This is a genomic window from Stenotrophomonas sp. CFBP8980 (assembly GCF_034046095.1).
Lineage (GTDB): Bacteria > Pseudomonadota > Gammaproteobacteria > Xanthomonadales > Xanthomonadaceae > Stenotrophomonas > Stenotrophomonas lacuserhaii.
On record NZ_JAXCXF010000002.1, the window covers coordinates 82,348 to 106,055 of the forward strand.

At 67.3% G+C, this 23,708-nt stretch carries 21 protein-coding genes; 6 read left to right on the plus strand and 15 right to left on the minus strand.

Annotation, left to right across the window (positions count from 1 at the left end; all coding sequences use genetic code 11):
- Positions 1 to 108 precede the first annotated feature (108 nt).
- Positions 109 to 1,359: a DUF819 family protein gene (locus tag SOM47_RS06405; protein ID WP_320505108.1), complete on the plus strand. Its 1,251-nt coding sequence runs from the start codon at positions 109 to 111 to the stop codon at positions 1,357 to 1,359.
- Between the two features lie 40 nt (positions 1,360 to 1,399).
- Here the strand turns inward: SOM47_RS06405 and SOM47_RS06410 are convergent, their stop codons facing one another.
- Both SOM47_RS06410 and SOM47_RS06415 read right to left on the minus strand, forming a co-directional pair.
- Complete coding sequence (locus SOM47_RS06410) at positions 1,400 to 1,624, minus strand: YbdD/YjiX family protein (protein WP_057509146.1); 225 nt, start codon at positions 1,622 to 1,624, stop codon at positions 1,400 to 1,402.
- On the minus strand, positions 1,624 to 3,705 hold the full coding sequence (locus SOM47_RS06415) for a carbon starvation CstA family protein (protein WP_320505109.1): 2,082 nt from the start codon (positions 3,703 to 3,705) through the stop codon (positions 1,624 to 1,626). The genes SOM47_RS06410 and SOM47_RS06415 overlap by 1 nt, the downstream gene beginning before the upstream one ends.
- A 218-nt stretch (positions 3,706 to 3,923) precedes the next feature.
- Between SOM47_RS06415 and SOM47_RS06420 the strand changes: the two genes are divergently transcribed.
- The gene (locus SOM47_RS06420; RefSeq protein ID WP_320505110.1) at positions 3,924 to 4,775 is read left to right on the plus strand and encodes a pirin family protein; all 852 of its coding nucleotides are present in this window, start codon (positions 3,924 to 3,926) and stop codon (positions 4,773 to 4,775) included.
- A gap of 56 nt (positions 4,776 to 4,831) precedes the next feature.
- Here the strand turns inward: SOM47_RS06420 and SOM47_RS06425 are convergent, their stop codons facing one another.
- From SOM47_RS06425 to SOM47_RS06440, 4 genes are all read right to left on the minus strand, one after another.
- Complete coding sequence (locus SOM47_RS06425) at positions 4,832 to 5,293, minus strand: hypothetical protein (RefSeq protein WP_042614549.1); 462 nt, start codon at positions 5,291 to 5,293, stop codon at positions 4,832 to 4,834.
- Positions 5,294 to 5,511: 218 nt separating this feature from the next.
- Positions 5,512 to 6,234, minus strand: a complete 723-nt coding sequence (gene aqpZ, locus SOM47_RS06430) for an aquaporin Z (protein ID WP_320505111.1) — start codon at positions 6,232 to 6,234, stop codon at positions 5,512 to 5,514.
- A 91-nt stretch (positions 6,235 to 6,325) separates the two neighbouring features.
- The gene (locus SOM47_RS06435; protein ID WP_320505112.1) at positions 6,326 to 7,189 is read right to left on the minus strand and encodes a pirin family protein; all 864 of its coding nucleotides are present in this window, start codon (positions 7,187 to 7,189) and stop codon (positions 6,326 to 6,328) included.
- A 658-nt stretch (positions 7,190 to 7,847) separates the two neighbouring features.
- Positions 7,848 to 8,783, minus strand: a complete 936-nt coding sequence (locus SOM47_RS06440) for an isopenicillin N synthase family dioxygenase (protein WP_101100725.1) — start codon at positions 8,781 to 8,783, stop codon at positions 7,848 to 7,850.
- A 302-nt stretch (positions 8,784 to 9,085) separates the two neighbouring features.
- On the opposite strand from SOM47_RS06440, the gene SOM47_RS06445 reads away from it, so the two are divergent.
- The 3 genes from SOM47_RS06445 to SOM47_RS06455 all read left to right on the plus strand — a co-directional run bounded on the left by SOM47_RS06445 (position 9,086) and on the right by SOM47_RS06455 (position 13,059).
- Positions 9,086 to 10,231 carry a glycosyltransferase family 4 protein gene (locus tag SOM47_RS06445; protein ID WP_320505113.1) on the plus strand — a complete coding sequence of 382 codons (1,146 nt, stop codon included), beginning with the start codon at positions 9,086 to 9,088 and terminating at the stop codon, positions 10,229 to 10,231.
- Complete coding sequence (locus tag SOM47_RS06450; protein WP_320505114.1) at positions 10,224 to 11,081, plus strand: polysaccharide deacetylase family protein; 858 nt, start codon at positions 10,224 to 10,226, stop codon at positions 11,079 to 11,081. The genes SOM47_RS06445 and SOM47_RS06450 overlap by 8 nt, the downstream gene beginning before the upstream one ends.
- A 97-nt stretch (positions 11,082 to 11,178) precedes the next feature.
- The gene (locus SOM47_RS06455) at positions 11,179 to 13,059 is read left to right on the plus strand and encodes a DUF3413 domain-containing protein (protein WP_320505315.1); all 1,881 of its coding nucleotides are present in this window, start codon (positions 11,179 to 11,181) and stop codon (positions 13,057 to 13,059) included.
- A 58-nt stretch (positions 13,060 to 13,117) separates the two neighbouring features.
- Here the strand turns inward: SOM47_RS06455 and glmM are convergent, their stop codons facing one another.
- From glmM to trpB, 4 genes are all read right to left on the minus strand, one after another.
- Positions 13,118 to 14,482 carry a phosphoglucosamine mutase gene (gene glmM, locus SOM47_RS06460; RefSeq protein ID WP_042615365.1) on the minus strand — a complete coding sequence of 455 codons (1,365 nt, stop codon included), beginning with the start codon at positions 14,480 to 14,482 and terminating at the stop codon, positions 13,118 to 13,120.
- Positions 14,482 to 15,357, minus strand: a complete 876-nt coding sequence (gene accD, locus SOM47_RS06465; protein ID WP_042615364.1) for an acetyl-CoA carboxylase, carboxyltransferase subunit beta — start codon at positions 15,355 to 15,357, stop codon at positions 14,482 to 14,484. The genes glmM and accD overlap by 1 nt, the downstream gene beginning before the upstream one ends.
- Before the next feature lie 325 nt (positions 15,358 to 15,682).
- Entirely contained in the window at positions 15,683 to 16,492 is an 810-nt protein-coding gene (gene trpA, locus SOM47_RS06470; RefSeq protein WP_320505115.1) for a tryptophan synthase subunit alpha, read from the minus strand.
- 39 nt (positions 16,493 to 16,531) lie between these two features.
- Positions 16,532 to 17,749 carry a tryptophan synthase subunit beta gene (gene trpB / locus SOM47_RS06475; protein ID WP_057687222.1) on the minus strand — a complete coding sequence of 406 codons (1,218 nt, stop codon included), beginning with the start codon at positions 17,747 to 17,749 and terminating at the stop codon, positions 16,532 to 16,534.
- Positions 17,750 to 17,845: 96 nt separating this feature from the next.
- Here trpB and SOM47_RS06480 point away from each other — a divergent pair, with 96 nt between their 5' ends.
- A complete protein-coding gene (locus SOM47_RS06480; RefSeq protein WP_320505116.1) occupies positions 17,846 to 18,739 on the plus strand; it encodes a LysR family transcriptional regulator in 894 nt (297 codons plus the stop codon).
- An 18-nt stretch (positions 18,740 to 18,757) separates the two neighbouring features.
- Here the strand turns inward: SOM47_RS06480 and SOM47_RS06485 are convergent, their stop codons facing one another.
- The 5 genes from SOM47_RS06485 to SOM47_RS06505 form a co-directional block, all read right to left on the minus strand.
- Positions 18,758 to 19,414: a phosphoribosylanthranilate isomerase gene (locus SOM47_RS06485; RefSeq protein ID WP_042614042.1), complete on the minus strand. Its 657-nt coding sequence runs from the start codon at positions 19,412 to 19,414 to the stop codon at positions 18,758 to 18,760.
- The gene (truA, locus tag SOM47_RS06490) at positions 19,411 to 20,181 is read right to left on the minus strand and encodes a tRNA pseudouridine(38-40) synthase TruA (protein ID WP_320505117.1); all 771 of its coding nucleotides are present in this window, start codon (positions 20,179 to 20,181) and stop codon (positions 19,411 to 19,413) included. Before truA ends, SOM47_RS06485 begins: the two co-directional genes overlap by 4 nt.
- A gap of 53 nt (positions 20,182 to 20,234) precedes the next feature.
- The gene (locus tag SOM47_RS06495; RefSeq protein WP_042614044.1) at positions 20,235 to 20,600 is read right to left on the minus strand and encodes a VOC family protein; all 366 of its coding nucleotides are present in this window, start codon (positions 20,598 to 20,600) and stop codon (positions 20,235 to 20,237) included.
- Between the two features lie 26 nt (positions 20,601 to 20,626).
- On the minus strand, positions 20,627 to 22,555 hold the full coding sequence (locus tag SOM47_RS06500; protein ID WP_320505118.1) for a type IV pilus assembly protein FimV: 1,929 nt from the start codon (positions 22,553 to 22,555) through the stop codon (positions 20,627 to 20,629).
- A gap of 65 nt (positions 22,556 to 22,620) precedes the next feature.
- Positions 22,621 to 23,649, minus strand: coding sequence for an aspartate-semialdehyde dehydrogenase (locus SOM47_RS06505; protein WP_320505119.1), 1,029 nt, complete (start codon positions 23,647 to 23,649; stop codon positions 22,621 to 22,623).
- Positions 23,650 to 23,708 lie beyond the last annotated feature (59 nt).

Consider the following 23,708-nt stretch of genomic DNA (forward strand, 5'->3'; position numbering starts at 1 on the left):
CGGCACCCCGGTCCGCTACTCTCGCTGCAGGGCCGATGGTAAGCTCAGCGGGTGCCGCCTCCTGCGGCATTTTTTTCGCCCGTCACTTTTCGATCGACAGAGGACTGCATGCCGACCGAACCTGCTACCGCCCTGATCTCCAGCGACATCGTCGGCCTGGGGCTCATCGCCGCCACCCTTGCGCTCATTTTCTGGGCAGCCAGTGGCCCCACGCCACTGCTGAAGAAAATCTTCGCGTGGGTGCCCGCCTTGCTGCTGTGCTATTTCATCCCGGCCATCTACAACACCGTCGGACTGATCGATGGCCATGGCACCGCGCTGTACAACCCGGTCGCGCGCGATGTACTGCTGCCTGCGGCGCTGGTGTTGCTGACGCTGTCCATCGACCTCAAGGGCATCGCCAAGCTGGGTCCGAAGCTGTTGGTGGTGTTCTGCGCCGGCACGGCCGGCATCATGCTGGGTGCGATTGTCTCCTTCCAGGTGATGAAGCTGATCCATCCGGAGACGGTGGCCGGTGATACCTGGGCGGGCATGGCCGCGCTGGCGGGGAGCTGGATCGGCGGCGGCGCCAACATGGTGGCGATGCGCGAGATCTTCGGCACCGATGCCACCACCTTCGGCCAGTTCGCGGTGGTGGACGTGGCCTGCGCCAGCCTGTGGATGGCGATCCTGCTGTTCCTGGCCAACCGCTCGCAGCAGATCGATGCGCGCAACGGCGCCGACACCCGCGCCATCGATGAAATGAAGGCGCGCATCAGTGCCTACGAGGCGCAGAACGCGCGCATTCCCAGCCTGACCGACCTGATGGTGATCGTCGGCGTGGCGCTGGGCGGGGTGGGGTTGGCGCATGCCATCGCCACGCCGCTGGCGGGCTGGTTCAGGGCCAACGTGGCCTGGTCCAGCCAGTTCAGCCTGGACAGCCCGTTCGTCTGGGTGGTGCTGCTGTCCACGGCGCTGGGCCTGGCCCTGAGCTTCACCCGTGCGCGCCGGCTGGAATCTGCCGGTGCCTCGCGGCTGGGCACGGTGTTCCTGTATTTCCTGATTGCCTGCATCGGCATGCAGATGGACCTGCTGTCGCTGCTGGATCGTCCGTGGTTGTTCGTGCTGGGCCTGATCTGGATGGCCACCCATGTGCTGGTGCTGTGGATCGTGGCCAAGTTGCTGCGCGCGCCGCTGTTCTTCTTCGGCGTTGGTTCGATGGGCAACATCGGCGCGGCGGCATCGGCACCGGTGGTGGCTGCCGCATTCCATCCTTCGCTGGCACCGGTGGGCGTGCTGCTGGGGACGGTGGGTTATGCCACCGGCACCGGGCTTGCGTACGTCACCGGCCTGATCCTGAAATGGATGGCCGGGGCATGAAAAAACGGCGGGGCCGAAGCCCCGCCGTTTTCAGTTTGACTCAGCAGCAGCGTCCGCCGTTCCTGCCGCCATAACGCGCTTCCTGCCGCTCGCGGAAGAACGTCTTGTAGTCCATCGGCGTGCGGTCCGGATGATTTTCCAGCACGTGCCGGACGTAGTTGTCGTAGTCCGGGATGCCGCAGCACAGACGCGCGGTCTGCACCAGTCGCCGCCAGATACGGCGATGGGCCTGGTGCTGGCCGACAGGTACCAGTTCGGTACTCATCACAGGTCCGCCATCTGGTGCGGCAGCAGCTTCACGTACTCGGTTTCCTTGTCCGTGCGCTGCGGCGTGCGGCGTGCGGCCGCGATGGTCTTCAGCGAATAGAACAGGATCGAGAGCACCACCAGCAGGAACAGCACGGTCAGGCTCGTATTGACGTAGGCGTTGACCACGATCTGCTGCATCTGCCCGACGGTCTTGGCCGGGGCGGTGAGGGTGCCGCTGGCGATGGCGTCCTGGTACTTGTGCGCCTGGGCCAGGAAGCCCTGCGCCGGGTTGCTGTCGAAGATCTTGATCAGCCCGGCGTAGGTGGTGCAGATCAGCAGCCACACGGCAGGCACGGCGGTGACCCAGGCGTAGCGGTCGCGCTTCATCTTGAACAGCACCACGGTGCCCAGCATCAGTGCGATACCGGCCAGCATCTGGTTGGAGATGCCGAACAGCGGCCACAGGGTCTGGATGCCGCCGAAGGGATCGACCACGCCGGAGTACAGCAGGTATCCCCACAGCGCCACGCAGCCGGCGGTCGCCAGGATGTTGGCCGTCCACGATTCGGTCTTCTTCAGCGCCGGGATGAAGTTGCCCAGCAGGTCCTGCAGCATGAAGCGACCGGCACGGGTACCGGCATCGACGGCGGTCAGGATGAACAGCGCTTCGAACAGGATGGCGAAGTGGTACCAGAACGCCATCATCGCATCGCCGGCACTGGGGATCGCTTCGTGCAGGATCATCGCGATACCCACGGCCAGGGTCGGCGCGCCACCTGCGCGATGCAGGATGGTCGGCTCGCCGATGGCCACCGCGGTGGCTTCCAGCTGCTCCGGGGTGATGGTGAAGCCCCAGTTGGTGGTGATGTAGTGCGCCGCCGATACCGCATCGGCACCGATCACCGAGGCCGGGCTGTTCATGGCGAAGTAGATGCCGGGCTCGATGATCGAGGCGGCGACCAGTGCCATCACCGCGACGAAGGATTCCATCAGCATGCCGCCGTAGCCGATGTAGCGCGCGTGCGCTTCATTGGCCAGCAGCTTGGGCGTGGTGCCCGAGGCGATCAGGGCGTGGAAGCCGGACACCGCACCGCAGGCGATGGTGATGAACAGGAACGGGAACATCCCGCCCTTCCACACCGGGCCATCGCCACTGGCGGCGAACTGGGTCAGCGCGGGCATCTTCAGTTCGGGCATGACGATCAGGATGCCGACCGCCAGCGCGATGATGGTGCCGATCTTGAGGAAGGTGGACAGGTAGTCGCGCGGCGCCAGCAGCAGCCACACCGGCAGCACCGAAGCGATGAAACCGTAGCCGATCAGCATCCAGGTGATCTGCTTGGCGGTGAAGGTGAAGGCCGGGCCCCAGACCGGATCGGCCGCGACGATGCCGCCGAACCAGATCGAGCCGAGCAGCAGGATCAGGCCGACCACCGAGATCTCGCCGATCTTGCCGGGACGTATGTAGCGCATGTACACGCCCATGAAGATCGCGATGGGCATCGTGGCGATCACCGTGAACATGCCCCACGGGCTTTCTGCCAGCGCCTTGACCACCACCATCGCCAGTACGGCCAGGATGATGATCATGATCAGGAACGCACCGAACAGCGCGATGGTGCCGGGAACCGGCCCCATTTCCTCGCGCACCAGGTCGCCCAGCGAACGGCCGTTGCGGCGGCTGGACAGCACCAGGATCATGAAGTCCTGCACCGCACCGGCCAGCACCACGCCGACCACCAGCCACAGCAGGCCGGGCAGGTAGCCCATCTGCGCGGCCAGCACCGGGCCGACCAGCGGGCCGGCGCCGGCGATGGCGGCGAAATGGTGGCCGAACAGGACGTGTTTGTTGGTCGGGACGTAGTCCAGGCCATCGTTGTTGAGCACCGCCGGCGTGGCCCGGGTGGGGTCCAGCTGCAGCACCTTGCTGGCTACGAACAGGCCGTAGAAGCGGTAGGCAATCAGGTAGATGGAGACCGCGGCAACCACGATCCACAAGGCGTTGATCGGTTCACCGCGGCGCAGTGCCACGGTGCCCAGACAGAATGCGCCGAGCAGTGCGAGCAGTGCCCAGCCCAGCTTTGAGAAGCCTTTCATGAGGTGAACTCTCCCTTAAGAACATCACAAGGGTCCGCCTTGCCCAGTGCCGGGTCAATGCAGACAGGGTGTTTCCCAGCTAGTACTTTGGTCGTAACGCGGTCACGGCGGCTCCCCGGCCGTGGCGGGCACCGCTGGAACAATGGGTTGCGGCGCGAGGGCTTGGCGCTGCCGGCGACAGCCGCCATCTTGCAGGTAGACACTTTGCTGGAGTTTCCATGAGCACCCAGACCGCGGCCCGCGTGCTGCGCATCATCGAAGGCGCGCCTACGTCCGATGGCGCCGGCGTACGCCTTACCCGTGTCATCGGCGGATCGGCTCTGCCGGACCTGGATCCGTTCCTGCTGCTGGATGAATTCGGCACCGACAAGGCCGAAGACTATCTGGCCGGCTTCCCCAGCCACCCGCACCGCGGATTCGAAACGGTTACCTACATGCTCGACGGGCGCATGCGGCACAAGGACAACCACGGCAACGAAGGCCTGCTCACCCCGGGCAGCGTGCAGTGGATGACCGCTGGCCGTGGGCTGGTGCATTCAGAGATGCCCGAGCAGGAAAGTGGCCGCATGCGCGGCTTCCAGCTGTGGGTGAACCTGCCGGCGCGCGACAAGATGACCGCGCCGAAGTACCAGGAGTTCGCCCCGGATCGCATCCCGCAGGTCACGCCGCTGGCCGGCGTCAGCGTCAAGATCATCGCCGGTGAGGTCGACGGCACCGCCGGCCCGATCATCCAGCCGGCCACCGATCCGGTGTATCTGGACATCACCCTGGACGCCGGCGCGGCGTGGGAGTACGTGCTGCCCGACGGCCACAACGTGTTCGCCTATGTGTTCGAGGGCGAGCTGCAGATCGGAAGCGGCGAGGACGCGCGAGCGGTGGCAGCGCAGCAGATGGCGGTGCTGGGCGGCGGCAATGCGCTGCACCTGGCTGCGGGCGGCAGCGGTGCGCGGCTGATCCTGGTGGCGGGTCGTCCGCTGCGCGAGCCGGTGATGCGGCACGGCCCGTTCGTCATGAATACCCGGCAGGAGCTGATGCAGGCCTTCGTGGACTTCCAGGAAGGCCGTTTCTGAGGCTTCCGTGGCGTAGGGCCGGTCATCCGCCGGCCCCGCCGACAGGGGGCGCATGATCAGCGACCGGCGGCCACGGCTGCCGGATTGAGGTTCATGCTGCGGATCATCTGCTGCAGGCCGGCGCGCTCTTCGCTGTCGCCGGGATACAGCGCCAGCTGTGCGTATCGGTTCTTGTCGATCTTCACCACGCTGACGCGGCGGTCGGCGAAGCCCGGGGGTTCCTGACCGCCGAGGTCGGGCAAGTACCAGTAAAGCTCTTCGCCGGCGAAGCTGTCCTTTTCCTGGCGCAGCGCGCGCGGGAAGCGCAGCGCTGGATCATTCCCCGTCAGCATCAGGCTCATGACTTCGCGGCCGTCGCTGGTGCTGGCGCGGCACACCAGGAAATCGCCGGTGGCCTGCTCCTGCCATTGCAGGTTGCTGGAGGCGGGCAGCGACGGACACTTGGGTGCGCTTTGCGCGTGAGCGGTGATGGCAATGGCGCACAGGCACAGCAATATGGCGGCAGAGACGGTTTTCATGCAGTTCCCCCAGAGGCGTTCAAGTCGACGGCACCGCCAGCGGCGGGCCTGCGTGGTCGCCGTTGCGACCTGGCATCCATCCCCGGATGCCGCGTCGGCCCGCCAGCCCAGCTGGCGGGTGTTCCTTGACCTTAACGGAACGTGAGCAACTGCACAAATCGCGGTTTCATCGGCAACCAAATTCCTGCGCTTTGCACGGCAGACGATGCGGTAGCGGGTCAGTCGCGCGCGCTGCCCAGCCACTTGTAGATCATGCCGCCGATCAACCCACCCAGCAGCGGAGCGACCCAGAACAACCACAGCTGGGAGACGGCCCCGCTGCCGGCGAACAGCGCCACGGCCGTGGAGCGGGCCGGGTTCACTGACGTATTGGTGACCGGGATGCTGATCAGGTGGATCAGGGTCAGGGCCAGGCCGATCGCCAGCGGGGCGAATCCTGCGGGCGCGCGGCCATGGGTGGCGCCCATGATGACCACCAGGAACGCGGCGGTGAGCACCACCTCGCAAAGAAAGGCGGCGGCCGCGCTGTAGCCGCCGGGCGAGAGTGCGCCATAGCCGTTGCTGGCGAAAGCACCGGCCTGTCCCGGGGTGATGCTGAAAGCCGGGCTGCCCTTGGCGATCTGCAGAAGGATGAAGCCGGCGAGCAATCCGCCCAGCACCTGGGCGATGACATACGGGCCCAGGTCCTTGCCGGCGAAGCGGCCACCGGCCCACAGCCCGATGCTCACGGCCGGATTGAAGTGTGCGCCTGAGACGTGGCCGAACGCGTACGCCCCGGTCACCACGGTCAGCCCGAAGGCCAGCGCGACGCCGAGAAAGCCGATGCCGAGTGGATTTCCATCGCCGCCGAAGTTCGCGGCCAGGACCGCGCTGCCGCAGCCCCCCAGGACCAACCAGAACGTGCCGAGGAACTCGGCAGCAAGACGCTTGCCCATGCTCATCGCAGCAGCCTCCATTGGGGCCCCGGCGGTGCCGGGACGCCGCCATTTACGTGTCAGGGCGGTGAAGGCGATGTCAATGTTCGATGAAGGCCTACTTTGCCGGAAGTGGAATGAACTCCGTTGCGTCGCCGGGGATGGTGCCGAAGCGGCCGTTATCCCAGTCATGCTTGGCCTGCTCTATGCGCTCCTGGGAACTGGAGACGAAGTTCCACCACAGATGGCGCGGTGCATCCAGCGGCTCACCGCCCATCAGCATCGCCTTGACCGGCGTCTTCGCGCGCAGCCGGCCGCGGGCACCTTCGGCCGGGATGATCAGGTGCTGGGCGGGAACATCCACACCGTCCAATTGCGCCTGGCCTTCCAGGATGTACAGCGAGCGCTCGCGGTGGCCGGTGTCGATGTCGATCTCCGCATCCGGTTCCAGGTCGATGGCCACGTTGAGCGTATCGGCGAACACCTTGACCGGGGATTCTTCGCCATAGGCGCGGCCGGCGATCACCCGCAGCCAGGCGCCATTGCGGCGTTGCTGGGGCAGGGTGGCGGCACTGTGGTGGTGGAAGGCCGGTTCAACTTCCTCGTACTGCCTGGGCAGTGCGATCCAGGTCTGCATGCCGTGCAGGGGATGGCCGTGTTCGCGTTCTGGCGGCGGCGTGCGTTCGGAATGCGAGATGCCACGGCCGGCGGTCATCCAGTTGACATCGCCGGGGCGGATCACCTGGTCCGAACCGAGACTGTCGCGGTGGCCGATGGCACCGGCCCAGAGGAAAGTTACCGTGGCCAGGCCGATATGCGGATGCGGACGCACGTCGATGCCGGTGCCGGCAGTGAGCAGGGCCGGGCCCATCTGGTCGACGAACACGAACGGGCCGACGCTGCGTGCCTGCAGGGACGGCACGGCGCGGCGTACTTCCAGCCCGCCGATGTCGTGCACGCGGGGGGCGATGATGGTGGTCATGCGGGCGATCTCGCTGGCGGGGACAGGGGCGCAGGATCGCACGCGATGTGGATTCTGGGATGCCCCGAATGGGCAACAGGCTGTTGCGCGGTGCGGACGGGTGGGACCCCCTCGCGGGTGGCTGCTTACAGCTGGATACGTGGTTGGGGCCGGGCGGTGGGGCTGGTCGGGGGACGGCAAGAGCCGCTCTGCGGGCCTCGTTTCGCGCCATCCATGGCGTGGGGACACGTCATCGCATTCGCGCTGACGCTCCCACGCTTTGCTGCGCAAACCGCGGGCCCCGTCTCACCAACACCCACACCCTGCCGCTTCGCGGCCGCCCCTGACTCAGGGGCTCCCTCCACCCGACACGCTACGGCGCTCTGGTAGCGCCGACCCATGGTCGGTGGAAACCATCAAAACCCCATTCCCCCACAGTCCGCCGACCATGGGTCGGCGCTACCGAAGGTTCCATGGCCGCCATGGACCTGTCGAAGGTGGGGCGGGGTGGTTGTGCAGGACCGTCTTTTCGCATGGATGCGAAAAGCGAGCCTACACGGACGTACTTGCGGCGTGTCCTGCACAGCCACCCCGCCCCGCCAACAAGCAGCCCTGCAGCTTTTGACGTTGACGTTGACGTTGACGTTGACGTTGCCTGATTGCCGGCCAGCGGCCGGCACTACTTCAGCTTGATCTCGCGCAGGCGCTCTTCGAGGAAGCCATGGGCGGTGATCGGCTCCGGATACCGGCTCGGGTTTTCCGGGGTGATGCACGAGGGCAGCACGTCGATCAGGTAATCCGGGTTCGGGTGCAGGAAGAACGGCACCGAATAACGCGGCTGGCGTGCCAGCTCGCCCGGCGGATTGACCACGCGATGGATGGTCGAGGGATACACGTGGTTGGTCAGGCGCTGCAGCATGTCGCCGATGTTGACCACGATGGTGTCCGCATCCGAAGTGAACGGCACCCATTTGCCATCGTGCGACTGCACTTCCAGGCCAGCGGCACTTGCGCCGACCAGCAGCGTGATGAAATTGATATCACCATGCGCGCCCGCGCGCACGTTCGGGATGTCGTCGGTGGTGATCGGCGGGTAGTGGATCGGACGCAGGATCGAATTGCCGTTGTTGGTCTTGTCGGCGAAGAAATCCTGCGGCAGGCCGATGTGCAGCGCCAAGGCAGACAGCACCCGCGAACCCAGGTGGTCCAACGCCTGGTACAACGCATAGCCACGCTCACGGAACTCCGGCACTTCGCTCGGCCACAGGTTCGGCGCCATCACCTCGCGGTATTTGGAATCATCGGGAATCTCGCGCCCGATGTGCCAGAACTCCTTCAGGTCGAAGTGGCTGGAGCCCTTCGCCGTTTCCACACCGAACTGGGTATAGCCACGCGCGCCGCCGCTGCCGGCGACGTGGTAACGGCGCTTGACCTCTTCCGGAAGCGCGAAAAAGGCCTTGAAGACGTCGTAGGCCGCGTCGATGTCGGCCTGCGGAATGCCATGGTTGCGGATGCCGGCGAAGCCCCACTGGCGGTAGGCGGCGCCCAGCTCGGCCACGAAGGCCTCGCGGTCGCTGTCGAAGCGGGTGATGTCGAGGGTGGGGATCTGGCTCACAACGGTACCTGGTTGGTCATGGGTCTGGACAGCGGCACACGCTGCCTACGGGCCGCGTTTCCGTGCCCGCATTGTGACAGATCAGGCTGCGGCACGTTGCCTCCCAGGCTGCCCCAGGCGCGCCACCACCGTGTCGCATCAGGCACGACGGGCCACGCGGAACACCCCACCGACCCGGCCGATATCGCCCCCGTATGTCGCAGCGAACATCGTTGATCTCCGGCGCACGCTCCGCCGCCCAAGCGCCCGCATCTTCCGCGTCACGCTGGCCTCCCTGCCCCGAACGCGTGCACTGGCTTCACATGCAACGTCCCCTGCGCATTCTGCATACCGAAGCGGCGATGGGCCTGGGTGGCCAGGAGATCTACATCTTCCGCCACATGATCGCGATGCGGGCGCGCGGCCATGATGTCTCGCTGTTATGCCAGCCAGGCGCCCGCCTGGGCGCATTGGCGCAAGCCAATGGATTCATCGTGCACCGGCTGCGGATGGGCGGGTTGCTCCGGCTGCTGCGGGGCATCGACCGGGTAGCCGCGCTGGTAAGGTCGCATCGCTTCGACGTAGTGAACACGACCAGCCGCCGCGACGCCCTTATCGCCGCGGCCGGGGCACGCCTGGCGCGCGCGCCGCTGGTGGTGCGCTCGCGCCACCTGATGAGTCCGGTGAACTCGCTGCTGACCTACACCGGCCTGCCCCACCGCGTGCTGACCGTCAGCCGTTTCGTGAAGCAGCAGCTGGTCGCGCGGGGCATCCAGGAGGGGCGCATCGGCGTGGTACCGCCCATCGCGATTCCACCGCAATGGCAGGGTGTACGCGGACCGGATCCTTGGCAGTGCCTGCAGGATACCCGCGCCCGGGTGCGGGCCGAGCTTGGATTCGTCGCCGGTGATGTGGTGGTCGGCTGCGTCGCAGTGCTTCGTCGCCCGAAGGGCCACATGGACCTGCTGCACGCCATCGCGCCGCTCTGCCACGCCCATCCCTCGCTTCACCTGGTGGTGATCGGCGATGGCGAGCCGGTCATGACCGAACTGCGCACCGCCAGCCAGCGGCTGGGGCTGCAGCGGCAGGTGCATCTGCTGGGTCACCGTTCCGACGCGCAGCGCCTGATGGCAGGACTGGACGTGTTTGCCCTGGCCACGCACAAAGAGGCGGCCGGCACCGTGTTCCTGGAGGCCGCCTTCGTCGGCGTGCCCATCGTGGCCACGCGCGTTGGCGGCGTACCGGAGATGGTGCGCGAGGGTTCCAACGCGCTGCTGGTCGAGCCGGGTGATCCAGCCGCATTGACCATGGCCCTGCAACGCCTGGTCGAGCAGCCGGGGCTGCGCAGGCAGATGGGCCGTGCCGGCTGGGACTGGATGCGCCGCGACGAACGATTCAGCCCCGTCGGGCACTGCCGCGCGACGGAAGCCTGCTACTACCAATGGTTGGAGGAACTTGGACATGCGTAAGGCCCACAGCGTGCCGGTGTTGATGCACCATCATGTCAGCCCTTCGCCGGGGATGATCACCGTGTCCCCGGCGAACTTCGAAAGCCAGATCGCATGGCTCGCCGACACCGGCTGGACGTCATTGACACTGGATCAGTACGCCGGCTTCCTGGTGGGCAAGCCGGTCCCGCGCAAGTCCATCGTCATCACCTTCGACGACGGTTATCTGGACAACTGGGTGTACGCCCACCCGATCCTGCAGGCACATGGCATGCATGCCGTGGTCTTCGTCGTCACCGGCTGGATGGGCCAGGGATCGGTACGTCCGCACGCGGGTCACTCCGGCGCATTGCTGCCCGCCACGCCGGACCATCGTGGATGCGAAGATGCGATATTCCGCCAAGGGCAGGCCGACCAGGTGATGATGCGCTGGGACGAGGCACGCGCGGCCATCGCCGCCGGCACCTTCGAAGTGCATTGCCACACGCACTCGCACACGCGCTGGCTGCAGCGCGCGGACCTGGACCGCAGCCAGCGCAGAAGCGGGCTGGATGCCGATCTGGCCAAAGCACGCCAGGTGCTTCAGCAGGAACTGGGCAGCGTCTCGGACACACTGTGCTGGCCCTACGGCGACTTCGACGCGGACCACGTAAAGATCGCCCGCGCGCATGGATTCCGTTACCTGCATACGACGCACCCGTTCGGTCGCAACCGCATCGGGGGCGACGCCGGGCACATCTATCGCTTCGCCGTGCGCGACCGCCCGGCTTCGTGGCTGCGCAGGCGCATTGCCTGCAGCTACCTGCCGGCACTGGCTCCCCTGTTCAACGGCTTCAAGGCCCGTCGCAAGGGCCTGCCCCCCGGCCCCTGAGCGTCGCCTTCCGGCAGCGGCCATCGGCGCAGCGATACAAGCCGATACAATGCGCCCCCTCCACGACAGACGCCTGCGTGCTGCCCTCCCCTGCACGATGAACCCCTCGATGCCTGCACGCCCCTCTTCCCCCACCTCATTCCCGCAGTGGCAGCGCCTTGCATGGGCGAGCTTGATGACCGCCGTGGGCGCTGTGCTGGCGATCGGCATCAGCGCGGCCAACATCCCATGGATGTCCAATCCCGGCGGAATGCTCGGCAAGCTGTACCTGACCCTGGCCGTACCCGGTCATTTCCTTGCCTTCGGCGCGCTGGTGATGCTGCCGGCGCTGCTGGCAGGCCTGTGGACGCGCAGCGCGCGGCCGCTCACGATCACGGCGGTGGTCATGCAGGGCCTTTGGCTGTGCCTGCTGCTGGTGGATGCCAAGGTCTTCGCGCTGTATCGCTTCCACCTCAATGCGATGGTGCTGAACATGGTGTTCGGCGGCGCCATGCAGGACCAGGTCAGCCTGTCCTGGAGCAACTGGCTGCAGGTTGCCGGCGTGGTCGCGGCGGTGTTCGCTGCCCAGGCGCTGCTGGCCTGGGGCTGCTGGCGGCTGCTGCCAATGCGTCCGCGTCGCGCCTGGGTGCTGGCCGGGTGGACGGCAGCGGCCGTGCTGATGACCGCAGGCCAGATCGCCACGGCCTACTACGACGCACGCGGCGAACGCGCGGTGATCAGCCAGTGGGCCTACCTGCCTTGGGCGCAGCCGATCACGGCCAAGCGGCAGATGCGTGCGATGGGCGTGCCGGTGGTCGATCGCGCCGCCGCACTGACCGATCCGAAGCTCAGTGAACTGGCCTACCCGAGCGCCCCGCTGCGTTGCCAGAGCCACCGGCGACCGAACGTGCTGGTGGTAGTGCTGGAATCGCTGCGCGCCGACGCACTGGATCCACAGACGATGCCCGGCACCTGGGCGCTGGCCCGGCAATCGCAGGTGTTCGACCGCCATTACAGCACCGGCAACGCCACCCGTTTCGGCCTGTTCGGCCTGCTGTACGGCCTGCCAGGCGGCTACTGGCAGCCGATGCTGGCCGAGCAGCGCGGCTCGGTCCTGTTCGACGTGCTCAAGCAGCAGGGCTATGCGATGTACCTGCATGGCAGCGCGCCGCTGTACAGCCCGGAGTTCGACCGCACCGCCTTCGCCGACGTACGGGAGCTGCTGCAGACCGCACCGGCGGCACTCAGCGTCGCCGAACGTGACCGCCACGTGGTCGACACGCTGCGTGCGGAAATCACCGCGACCCCCTCCGGCACGCCGTGGTTCGGCTTCGCCTTCCTCGATGCCACGCATGCGCCGTACCACCTGCCCAAGGGTTACCCTGCGCTGGACACGCCGATGGCCCAGGACATCAACTTCCTGGCGCTGGACCAGGACCACGATGCCACCCCGGAGCGCAATCGCTACCGCACCGCCGTCCACTATGCGGACAGCCTGGTCAGCCAGTTGTTGCAGTCACTGCGCGAAGCCGGCGTGGAGGACAACACCATCGTGCTGGTCACCGGCGACCACGCCGAAGAATTCAACGACCTCGGCCTGAACTACTGGGGCCACAACGGCAATTTCTCCGACTTCCAACTGCAGGTGCCGTTCGTGCTGCATTGGCCGGGAATGACGGCATCGCGGCAGGCGCGCATCAGTTCGCATGAGGACTGGGTGCCGACGCTGATGCGGCATGCCCTGGGCTGCGAAAACCCGCTGGAAGACTTCAGCACCGGCCAGGACCTGCTGGCACCGGCACCGATGGCACCGCGTTCGCTGCTGGTGGAAAGCTGGTCGCAGCGTGGCATCCGCCAGGGTCCGGATACCTATGTGTTCGACAAATTCGGCAACAGCACGGCACTGGGGCCGGACTACCTGCCGCTGCCCGTGCAGCAGCCGGACAGCGCCGGCCTGCGCGAAGCCTGGGACGAACTGACCCGCTTCCGCCGCCGCTGAGGCACATCCTGCGCACTCCGCGCGCGCCGCCGATGCCCGGCGGCGCCGCGGAACGGGGTCAGGCCGCAGCGGCGGCCTTCACTGCATCGGACAAACGATCCAGCGTTTCCTGCATCAGCGTAGCCTCGTCGGCCTCCACGGTCACCCGCACCACCGGCTCGGTGCCGGACGGGCGCAGGAACGCGCGGCCCCTGCCGGCGACCGCCTGCTGCGCCTGCACCAGCGCCTGCTGCACGCTTGCGGCCTGCACGGTGGCCTTGGCCGACACGTTGCCGAGCCGCACATTGACCGTCTTCTGCGGCACCCGGGACAGCGGCTGCAGGGCCTCACGCAGGCTCTGCCCGCTGCGGCGCAGTTCAACCAGCACCTGCAGCGCACTGACGATGGCATCGCCGGTGGTGGCGCGATCCAGGCACAGAAGATGCCCCGACGCTTCACCGCCGAGCACGCCGCCGCCTTCCACCAGCGCCTGGTGCACGTAGCGGTCGCCGACGTTGCTGCGCACGAACGGAATCTGCAGCTTTTCCAGCGCCTGTTCCAGCCCGAAGTTGGTCATCAGCGTGCCCACCACGGGACCGCGCAGGCGGCCATCGGCCTGCCAGGCGCGGGCCAGGATGAACAGCAGGTCATCGCCATCGACCGGGTTGCCCTGGTCGTCGGCCATCAGCACCCGGTCACCGTCACCGTCGAAGGCAATGCCCAGGTCGGCACCGGTTTCGCGCACCTTGGCCGCCAGGTTGTCGATGTGGGTCGAGCCGACGCCGTCGTTGATGTTGACCCCGTCCGGCGCCGCGCCGATGGCGATCACCTCCGCCCCCAGCTCGCGGAACAGCAGCGGTGCAATGTGGTACGTCGCGCCATGCGCGCAATCCAGCACCAGCCGGACGCCGCGCAGGTCGAAGTCGCGCGGCACGCTGGCCTTGCAGAATTCGATGTAGCGGCCGATCGCCTCGCGCGCACGCATCGCCTTGCCCAGCTTTTCCGATTCGGCGGTGGTGAACGGCTCATCGATGCCCGCTTCCAGCGCCAGTTCGGTGGCATCGTCCAGCTTCTCGCCCTGGGCGGAAAAGAACTTGATGCCGTTGTCATGATGCGGGTTGTGCGAGGCGCTGATCACGATGCCGGCGTCCGCCCCCAGCGTTCGGGTCAGGAAGGCAACAGCCGGCGTGGGCATCGGCCCCAGCAACTGCACGTCTACGCCCGCAGCAACCAGCCCGGCTTCCAGCGCCGCTTCGAACATGTAACCGGAAATGCGCGTGTCCTTGCCGATGACGACGATCGGGCGACGGTTGCCCGCCGCCTGCTGGGCCAGCAGCACGCGGCCGAACGCATTGCCCAGCCGCAGTACGAAATCAGCCGAGATCACGCCCTGGCCGACCCGGCCACGGATACCGTCGGTGCCGAAATACTTGCGCGTTCCCATCAAGCCTCCGTCGGCGCAGGTTCGCGGCGCATCATCGCCAGAAGCTCGGAGAGCCGGTCGCGCAGCTCGCGACGATCACAGATCTGGTCGATGGCACCGTGTTCGAGCAGGAACTCCGAGCGCTGGAAGCCTTCCGGCAGTTTCTCGCGCACGGTCTGCTCGATCACGCGCGGACCGGCAAAACCGATCAGTGCCTGCGGCTCGGCGATGTTGATGTCGCCGAGCATCGCGAACGATGCCGACACGCCACCGGTGGTGGGATGGGTCAGCACCGAAATATACGGCAGGCCGGCAGCGCGCAGCTTGCCCAGCGCCGCAGAGGTCTTGGCCATCTGCATCAGCGAGAACAGCCCTTCCTGCATGCGCGCCCCGCCGCTGGCGGAGAAGCAGATGTAGGGTGCACCGATCTCCAGCGCGGTTTCCGCAGCCAGCGCGAAACGCTCGCCGACCACCGAACCCATCGAGCCGCCCATGAAGGCGAAATCGAACGAGGACGCGACCAGCGGACGGCCCTTGAGCAGGCCGCGCATGGCGATCAGCGCGTCGTACTCGCCAGTGTTCTTCTGCGCGATCTTGATGCGCTCGGCGTACTTCTTCTGGTCCTTGAACTTCAGCAGATCATTCGGACCCAGCCGCGCGGCGATCTCGGTCATGCTGTCGGCGTCGAACAGCGAAGCCAGCCGCGCACGCGCGCGGATCGCCATGTGGTGCCCGCAGTTGGGGCAGACCTCCAGGTTCTTTTCCAGCTCCGGGCCATAGAGCGCGCTGCCGCAGCTGCTGCACTTCTCCCACAGGCCTTCGGGCACGCTGCGCTTCTTGTTGGGGACGTTGTCGGTGCGGATGCCCGACGGCATCAACTTGCTGAGCCAACTCATGCGGGTTGCTACTTCCGTTCAGGGCGGCCCGAAGGCCGCAAAGGCCGACAGTCTAGCTCAGCCCTTCCCCACCCGTGCACCCCCATAAAACCGTGCCCCGGCGTACGTTTGCAGCAAAACCACGCCATCCACCACCCCGCCGCCATGATCCGCCGACCATGGGTCGGCGCTACCAAGGCCATCAGGAACCTGTCGAAGGTGGGGCGGGGTGGCTGTGCAGGACCGTCTGTTGCCATGGATGGCAACAGCGAGCCCCCAAGGACGGGTTCACGGCGTGTCCTGCACGGCCGCCCCGCCCCACCGCCCCGCTAGCCCTGCAGACGCCTCAAGCATCCAACGCTTGCCGCAGCGGCGCCAGGAACGCCCCCGCCGCCTGCACCGCTTCCTCCACCGTGGTCGCCTGCGCCAACACCGACACCAACGCACTGCCCACCACCACGCCATCGGCCTGGCGCGCCATCGACGCCGCACTGGCCGCATCCTTGATCCCGAACCCGGCCACCACCGGCACGCTGGCCCGGTCGCGCAGCGCCTGCAGGCGGGCCCCCGCCGCCTCATGGTCGAGCAGGTCCGATGCCCCGGTAACACCGGCGAAACTCACGTAATAGAGATAACCGCGCGCCAAGCCCAGCAGCGTATCGGCACGTGCATCGCTGGTGGTCGGCGAGGCCAGCAGCACCAGCGCCAGGCCCGCCGCGTCGAACGCTGCGTTGGCCTCCCCCGCTTCTTCCGGTGGCAGGTCGACCAGCAGGATCCCGTCCACGCCAGCGGCAACGGCCTCAGTGGCGAAGCGGGCATAACCGTGGATCTCCACCGGGTTCAGGTAGCCCATCAGCACCACCGGCGTTTCAGTGTCGCGGCTGCGGAACTCGGCCACCGCCTGCAGCACGTAACGCAGCCCGGCGCCGCGCGCCAGCGCGCGCTCCGAACTGCGCTGGATGGTCGGGCCATCGGCCATCGGATCGGAAAACGGCACGCCCAGTTCCAGCACGTCGGCGCCGGCCTCGACCAGCGCGTGCATCACCGGGACGGTGGCCTCCAGCGACGGATCGCCGGCGGTGATGAAGGGAATCAGCGCCTTGCGCTGCGCATCACGCAGCCGCTGGAAACGGGCATCAAGTCGGGATACAGGCATTTCAGGCACGTCCTTGGATCAATACAGGGATGGCAGACATCACAGGATCAGGCCTTCGCGCGCGGCGATGGTATGCACGTCCTTGTCACCGCGGCCGGACAGGTTGCACAGCACCAGCTGGTCGCGCGGACGCTCACGGGCCAGCTTGATCGCCTGCGCCAGCGCATGGCTGGACTCCAGCGCAGCCAGGATGCCCTCGGTACGCGACAGCAGGTGGAAGGCCTGCAGGGCCTCCTCATCGGTGATGCCGAGATACGTGGCGCGGCCGCTGTCGGCCAGGAACGCGTGCTCCGGCCCGACGCCCGGGTAATCCAGGCCAGCGGACACCGAATGGGTCTCGATGATCTGGCCATCGTCATCGCACAGCACATAGGTGCGGTTGCCGTGCAGCACACCCGGGCGGCCTGCCGCGATGGAGGCGGCATGGCGCCCGGTCTCGATGCCATCACCGGCCGCTTCGGCGCCGAAGATCTGCACCTCGCGGTCATTCAGGAACGCATGGAACAGGCCGATGGCATTGCTGCCTCCGCCCACGCAGGCGGTGATCGCATCGGGCAGGCGGCCGTATTCCAGCAGCATCTGTTCGCGTGCTTCACGGCCGACGATGGCGTTGAAATCGCGCACCATGCGCGGATACGGATCCGGGCCGGCCACGGTGCCGATGATGTAGAAGGTGTCCTGCACGTTGGTGACCCAATCGCGCATCGCTTCGTTGAGGGCATCCTTCAGCGTCGCCGAACCCGACGTCACCGGCACCACGGTCGCGCCCAGCAGCTTCATCCGATAGACGTTGATCTTCTGCCGTTCGATGTCGGTGGCGCCCATGTACACCACGCATTCCAGGCCCAGGCGTGCGGCCACCGTCGCGCTGGCCACGCCGTGCTGGCCAGCGCCGGTCTCGGCGATGATGCGCTTCTTGCCCATCCGCGAGGCCAGCAGCGCCTGGCCGATGGTGTTGTTGATCTTGTGCGCGCCGGTGTGGTTCAGGTCCTCGCGCTTGAGCAGGATCTGCGCGCCGCCGACGTGGTCGCTGAGCCGCCGCGCATGGTAGATCGGGCTGGGTCGGCCCACGTAATGGGCCAGGTCGTGGTCGTATTCGGCGATGAAGGCCGGATCCTTGCGCGCCTGGTCGTAGGCCGCGGCAAGCTCCTGCAGCGGTCCGACCAGGGTCTCGGCGACGAAGCTGCCACCGTAACGCCCGAAATGCCCGTTGGCATCGGGATAGGCATGGAAGTCAGGAATCGGGGGGAGCGACATGAGGGCAACCGGGTCGAGCAGGTGGACCGCCACTCTAGCGCACGGGTTGCACGGGGAATATCGATATTTCCGCCACATCATGTCAGTATTTCTCACATGACAACGCGCCCGCTGCCCCCACTCAATGCCCTGCGCGCCTTTGAAGCGACGGCCCGGCTGGGCGGCGTCGGACGCGCAGCGCAGGCCCTGCATGTCACCCACGGCGCGATCAGCCGGCAGATCAAGCTGCTGGAGGCAGATCTCGGCCTGGCGTTGTTCGAGCGCGACGGGCGCGGCCTGCGCCTGACCGCCAGCGGCCAGACCCTGCAGGCCGCCTGCAAGGATGCGTTTGGACGGTTGCACGCCGCAGTGGACCAGCTGCATCGCCCGGCCCTGCACGACGCCCTGGTGCTTGGCTGCAGCAGCAGCGTGCTGGCGCGCTGGATGATCCCGCGATTGCCGCGGTTGCAGGCCGCCCTGCCCGCGCTCAACGTCCACTGGTCGGCGCTGGACGGCAGCTTCAGCGAAGCCCAGGCACGGCTGGATGCCGTGCTGCTGCTGGCTGAACCGCCGTGGCCGAACGGCTGGGAGGTGATCGAACTGGCACCGGAACGGGTCGGCGCGGTGCTCTCCCCACAACACCCGGCAGCGGCACGCCTGCAGGGTCGGCCGGCGTCCGCATTGCTGCCCGAGGAACTGCTGCATACCACCTCGCGGCCGCAGGCATGGCCGGCCTGGGCCGCTGCGCATGCGCTGGACGCGCGCGCGCTACGGCGAGGCCAGGGCTTCGAACACCTGTATTACCTGCTGGAAGCGGCGGTGGCGGGACTGGGCGTGGCGATCGCGCCGGAACCCCTGGTTGCCGATGATGTGGCAGGCGGGCGACTGATCGCGCCGTGGGGATTCACCGCCACCGCCGGCGCCTGGGTGCTGGCGCGGCAGGCTGCCCGTGCGGATCCGCGTGTCGATGCGTTGGTGGCCTGGCTGAAGGCCGAACTTGCTGATCGGTAAACCGGCAGCAGGGTGCGCTCAATCGAGACTTGCGCAGTCCGCGCGACGGACTTCTTCGACGAACTTGCGCATCAGGTAACCGTCCTTGATGCCCGGCTCGGATTCGATCCCGCTGGACACATCCACGCCCCACGGCAGGGTCGCCACGGCCGCGTCGAAGATGTTTTCCGGGGTCAGCCCGCCGGCGAGCAGGAAGGGTCGGTGCAGGCCGCTCGGAATGCGCGTCCAATCGAAGGCAACGCCGGTCCCGCCGCCGCCGCCCGGCGCATGGCTGTCGAACAGGAAACCGGCCGCACTGGGGTAGCGCAGCTGCAGGGTGCGTGCGTTGACCTCTTCGCGGCCGCCCATCGCGATGGCCTTCAGGTAGGGCATGTTGAAGCCGCGGCAGAAACCCTCGTCTTCATCGCCGTGGAACTGCAGCAGCGTAGGACGCACGGTGCGCAGCACTTCACGCACTTCCTCACGCGTGTTGTCACGGAACAGGGCCACCACATCGACCATCGGCGCGATCGCCTGGCGCATCGCACGTGCTTCGGCGGGCGCCACGCGGCGCTTGCTCTCGCGGGCGAAGATGAAGCCCACCGCATCCACGCCGAGCTCGCCGGCCAGGCGGACATCGCCGGCGCGGGTCATGCCACAGAACTTGATGCGGGTACGGTAGTAGGAGCGGCTCATAGGGTGACCTCGGCAGGCAGGTGCCAGTTGTCGGGGTACAACGGGCCCAGGAACACCAGGCCCTGAGGGGGTGCAGTGGGCCCGGCGACGGTACGGTCCTGGCCGGCCAGCAGCTCACCGATCCACTCGACCGGACGCTCCCCGCTGCCCACCAGGATCAGCGAACCCACGATATTGCGAACCATGTGATGAAGGAATGCATTGGCCTGCACCGACACTTCGATCACCTCCTCGTTGCGCAGCACGCTGACCGACTGCATCTGGCGACGCGCGTGCAACGCTTCGCACTGGATGCTGCGGAAGGCGCTGAAGTCGTTCTCGCCGAGCAGCGCCTGCCCGGCCTGGTGCATCAGCCCGGCATCCAGCGGGCGCCGCTCCCAGCTGAGCGTCTGCCGCTGCAGCGCCGGTCGTATCGAACGGTTCAACAGACGGTAGCGATAGCGTCGTGCGCGTGCGGAAAAGCGCGCATGGAAGTCATCGGCGACCGGCGTGCACCAGCGCACCGCGATCGACCTGGGCAGCCGCGCGGTGGTGCCCAGGGTCCAGCCGCGCGGTTCGCGCACGGCATCGGTATCGAAATGCACGACCTGGCACTGACCATGCACGCCTGCATCGGTACGGCCGGCGCAGACCACGCGTACTGGCGAATCGGCGACCGACGACAGCGCCTTTTCCAGGCTGGCCTGCACGCTCGGGCCGGCTTCGCCGAGATTCTGCCAGCCCTTGTAATCGCTGCCGTCGTACTCCACGCCCAAGGCGTAACGCATGCTGCTACCTCTGAATCTGTGAAAAGACGCCAAGCCGGCCGCCGGTGCCGGCGTCAGCCGGCTGGATCGCGCTCGGACCATACCGCCAGCGCGTTGCCGCCGGGCTCGCGGAAGTGGAACCGGCTGCCCCCCGGAAACGAAAAGACCGGCTTGAGCAGCTCACCGCCCGCAGCGAGGACTGCCTCGATCACCGGCTGCAGCTGGTCGGCATACAGCACCACCAGCGGCGCGCCTGCGGTGTCGGTGGACACCGGCGCGGCACGATAGAAGCCGCCCTGCAGCCGCCCGTCATCGAAGGCGGTGTAGTCCGGGCCGTAATCCTGGAACTGCCAGCCGAACACGGCCTGGAAGAACGCGCGACTCGCCGCCGGATCCTGCGAAGCGAATTCGATGTAGTCGATGCGATGGTCGCGTTGCATGGTCGATACTCCGTACAGCCCAGGGGTCAGCCGAGGCGCGCCAACAGTTCGCGCGCCTGCGCCTGCAGATGGGGATCATCGCTGCGGGCCACCTCTTCCAGCAGTGAGCGCGCAGTCTGCGCATCCCCCAGGTCCAGATAGGCGATGGCCAGTTCGAGGCGGTCATGGCCACCGGCATGCGCTGGCGCGGCGGCGATCGCGTCGGGGGCGTGCGTCGCTGCATCGTCCGACATCTCCGGCGCCACCGGCGCGTCCCCGGCGGGAAGCTCGAAGACGCCGCGGAAGGCCTCCTGCTGCTCGGCATGGCGGGCGTAGGCGGGCACCGGGTCAACGACCGGTTCTGCCTCCAGCAAGGGTTCCTCGGCAGGCGGCGCCGCGGTCGAAACGCTGGCCGGTGGTTCCAGATCGAAATGCACCGGCGCTTCGCCGGCAATGCCGGTGTCGGTGCGGCTTTCGATGTGCGCATCGGGCAGCACGTCGACCACCCTGCCGGCGTCGGTCTCGGCGTCGGCCTGTTCCCGAGGCTCCTGCTCCCACCCCGCGCGCTCGGCCAGCACATCCAGCCCGGCACCGGCCGGGACGGCGGCCGACAGCGCGCTGTCGTCGTGGTCGTCACGGCGCAGCGGCGGCAGTGGCGAGGGTTTGCGGCGACGCGACAGCCACCAGCCCACGGCCACCAGCAGCAACAACGGCAGCGCCAGCCAGAACCAAGGGCCGCTGGACGCCTGCTGTGGGGCCTCTGCCAAGCGCGCCTGTGCGGCCGCGATCTCGGTGTCCTTCAGGCTGACCAGCGCCTGCTGCTGCGCTTTCAGCTTTTCCAGATCCGCGACGCGTTGCTTGAGTTCATCGATCTCGGCATCGCGCGTGGCGACGTCTTCCCTTGCCTGACGCAGTTGTTCGTTGCCGAGCATGTCACCCTCGTTGCCATCACCGGTGCCGGTGGTTGAGCCAGCCGTGGCAGCGGCAGCCGCCACCGCCGGAGCGATTTCAAGACGCGCGCCGGTGCCGCGGGCCGCCGCTGCGGCGGGAGCCGGCGTGGCGGCCACAACATTCGAATCAGCCGCGGCCGGCTGCGGAATGGTGCGCGACTGCCGCCACTGCGCAGCATGCTCCCTCACCATCGCTGCCGCCTCGCTGCCATCAACGGCGGCCAGCGAGGCCGCATCGGGCACGCGCAGCACCGCACCCTGCTTGAGCAGGTTGATGTTGCCGCGGATGAAGGCTTCCGGATTGGCCCGCAGCAGGGCGATCATCGCGCGTTCGCGGCTGATCTGCTGGCCGACGGCCAGCGACTGTGCAATCTGCGAAAGGGTCTGCCCCTGCCGCACCGCGATATCGCCGGCAGCGACGGTGGCCTCGGGCACCGGCGCGCGTGGTGCAGCCGTGCTGGCGGTGCGCGCTGCAGGGGCAGGTGCAGCGGCTGCAGTCGAGGTTTCCGGCGGCGACTGCGCCGGTGCGGCCTGCGGCTCGCGGATGATCGCATTGGACATCGCGCCGGCCGGCGCCTCGATCTCCGGCTCGCTCAGTGCAACCGCGCTGGTCGGTGCGTCCATCAACGCCGAATACTCACGCACCAGCCTGCCCTGGCCCCAGTCGGCCTCGATCAGGAACGCCAGCGCGGGGGTTTCCACCGGCGAAGCCGAGGTGACGCGCACCACCGCCCGTCCCTGTGCGGTACGGGTGAGTTCGAACTGCAGTTCACTGACCAGGCCGGTCGGGCGCTGCAGGCCCACGCGTTCGAACGTCACCGGCGAAGCCAGCCCGACCCGCAGGTTCTGCAGTTCGGACGGATCGGCGGAAATGATCGGAATTTCAGCTACCAGCGGCTGCCCGGGACGGGACAGCACACGGATGTCACCCAGCCCCAGCGCCATCGCCGAGCTGCTGGCGAGCGCCAGCAGGAGGGTGGAAAGATACTTGAGCGGTCGCATGACGCCGCGGGCCCCGTTGTTCATGGCGGCCAATATAACGGCTGGCCGCCACAAAGTGGGGGGTCGTGACCGGCACGCCCCCCGCCTGCTCAACGCGGTTCGGCGGCGACCAGCTCGGCCAACTGCACCGCATTGAGTGCAGCGCCCTTGCGGATGTTGTCCGAGACGATCCACAGGTTCAGGCCGCGCGGGTGCGAAAGGTCTTCGCGGATGCGGCCGACGTACACCGCATCAGTGCCCGAGGCGTGGGTGACCGGGGTCGGATAGCCGCCCGCTTCGTGGCGATCCACCACTTCCACGCCCGGCGACTGCGCAAGCAGTTCACGCGCCTCGCCGGCGGTGACCTTGTCGCGGGTTTCGATCGCCACCGCTTCGGAGTGGCCATAGAACACCGGCACGCGCACCGCCGTGGGGTTCACCAGGATGCTGCTGTCGCCGAGGATCTTCTGGGTTTCCCAGACCAGCTTCATCTCTTCCTTGGTGAAGCCGTTGTCCAGGAAGTCGTCGATGTGCGGGATCAGGTTGAAGGCGATCTGCACCGGGAAACGCTGCGGGTCGATTTCCTGGAAGCTGAGCAGCTGGCCGGTCTGCTTGCCCAGCTCTTCCAGCGCCGACCGTCCGCCGCCGGACACCGACTGGTAGGTCGCCACGTTGATCCGCTCGATGCCGTAACGGCGATGCAGCGGCGCCAGCGCGACCAGCATCTGCATGGTGGAGCAGTTCGGGTTGGCGATGATCCCGCGCGGACGGTTGGCGACCTGGTCTGGATTGACCTCGGAGACCACCAGCGGCACGTCATCGTCGTAACGGAACGCCGAGGAGTTGTCGATCACCACCGCACCGGCGGCGGCGAACTTCGGCGCGTATTCCTTGGACACGCTGCCACCGGCGGAGAACAACGCGATGTCCACGCCGGTCGGATCGAAGTCGGCGAGGTCCTTGATGATGTGCTTCTGGCCGTTGAACTCGACTTCGCCGCCGGCCGAGCGCGAGGAGGCGAGCAGGGTCAGCGTGCCGACCGGGAAGTCACGCTCGGCCAGGATCGACAGCATGGTTTCGCCGACCGCACCGGTGGCGCCGACGACGGCGACATGGAAGGAACGTTGTTCGGTACTCATGGGGCATTCTCAAAAAAGGAGGGGGTTCACGCAATGCGGCCGGGTTCGGGGAACCTCCT

Excerpts from the sequence above, each read along its gene's own strand:
- SOM47_RS06485 (WP_042614042.1), bottom strand. The coding sequence starts at position 19,414 with ATGAGCCGCTCCTACTACCGTACCCGCATCAAGTTCTGTGGCATGACC.
- SOM47_RS06500 (WP_320505118.1), bottom strand. The coding sequence starts at position 22,555 with ATGAACAACGGGGCCCGCGGCGTCATGCGACCGCTCAAGTATCTTTCC.
- SOM47_RS06495 (WP_042614044.1), bottom strand. The coding sequence starts at position 20,600 with ATGCAACGCGACCATCGCATCGACTACATCGAATTCGCTTCGCAGGAT.
- trpA (WP_320505115.1), bottom strand. The coding sequence starts at position 16,492 with ATGCCTGTATCCCGACTTGATGCCCGTTTCCAGCGGCTGCGTGATGCG.
- SOM47_RS06505 (WP_320505119.1), bottom strand. The coding sequence starts at position 23,649 with ATGAGTACCGAACAACGTTCCTTCCATGTCGCCGTCGTCGGCGCCACC.
- SOM47_RS06480 (WP_320505116.1), top strand. The coding sequence starts at position 17,846 with ATGACAACGCGCCCGCTGCCCCCACTCAATGCCCTGCGCGCCTTTGAA.
- truA (WP_320505117.1), bottom strand. The coding sequence starts at position 20,181 with ATGCGTTACGCCTTGGGCGTGGAGTACGACGGCAGCGATTACAAGGGC.
- SOM47_RS06445 (WP_320505113.1), top strand. The coding sequence starts at position 9,086 with ATGCAACGTCCCCTGCGCATTCTGCATACCGAAGCGGCGATGGGCCTG.
- SOM47_RS06455 (WP_320505315.1), top strand. The coding sequence starts at position 11,179 with ATGAACCCCTCGATGCCTGCACGCCCCTCTTCCCCCACCTCATTCCCG.
- aqpZ (WP_320505111.1), bottom strand. The coding sequence starts at position 6,234 with ATGAGCATGGGCAAGCGTCTTGCTGCCGAGTTCCTCGGCACGTTCTGG.
- trpB (WP_057687222.1), bottom strand. The coding sequence starts at position 17,749 with ATGTCGCTCCCCCCGATTCCTGACTTCCATGCCTATCCCGATGCCAAC.
- SOM47_RS06415 (WP_320505109.1), bottom strand. The coding sequence starts at position 3,705 with ATGAAAGGCTTCTCAAAGCTGGGCTGGGCACTGCTCGCACTGCTCGGC.
- SOM47_RS06450 (WP_320505114.1), top strand. The coding sequence starts at position 10,224 with ATGCGTAAGGCCCACAGCGTGCCGGTGTTGATGCACCATCATGTCAGC.
- SOM47_RS06410 (WP_057509146.1), bottom strand. The coding sequence starts at position 1,624 with ATGAGTACCGAACTGGTACCTGTCGGCCAGCACCAGGCCCATCGCCGT.
- SOM47_RS06405 (WP_320505108.1), top strand. The coding sequence starts at position 109 with ATGCCGACCGAACCTGCTACCGCCCTGATCTCCAGCGACATCGTCGGC.
- accD (WP_042615364.1), bottom strand. The coding sequence starts at position 15,357 with ATGAGTTGGCTCAGCAAGTTGATGCCGTCGGGCATCCGCACCGACAAC.
- SOM47_RS06425 (WP_042614549.1), bottom strand. The coding sequence starts at position 5,293 with ATGAAAACCGTCTCTGCCGCCATATTGCTGTGCCTGTGCGCCATTGCC.
- SOM47_RS06420 (WP_320505110.1), top strand. The coding sequence starts at position 3,924 with ATGAGCACCCAGACCGCGGCCCGCGTGCTGCGCATCATCGAAGGCGCG.
- glmM (WP_042615365.1), bottom strand. The coding sequence starts at position 14,482 with ATGGGAACGCGCAAGTATTTCGGCACCGACGGTATCCGTGGCCGGGTC.
- SOM47_RS06435 (WP_320505112.1), bottom strand. The coding sequence starts at position 7,189 with ATGACCACCATCATCGCCCCCCGCGTGCACGACATCGGCGGGCTGGAA.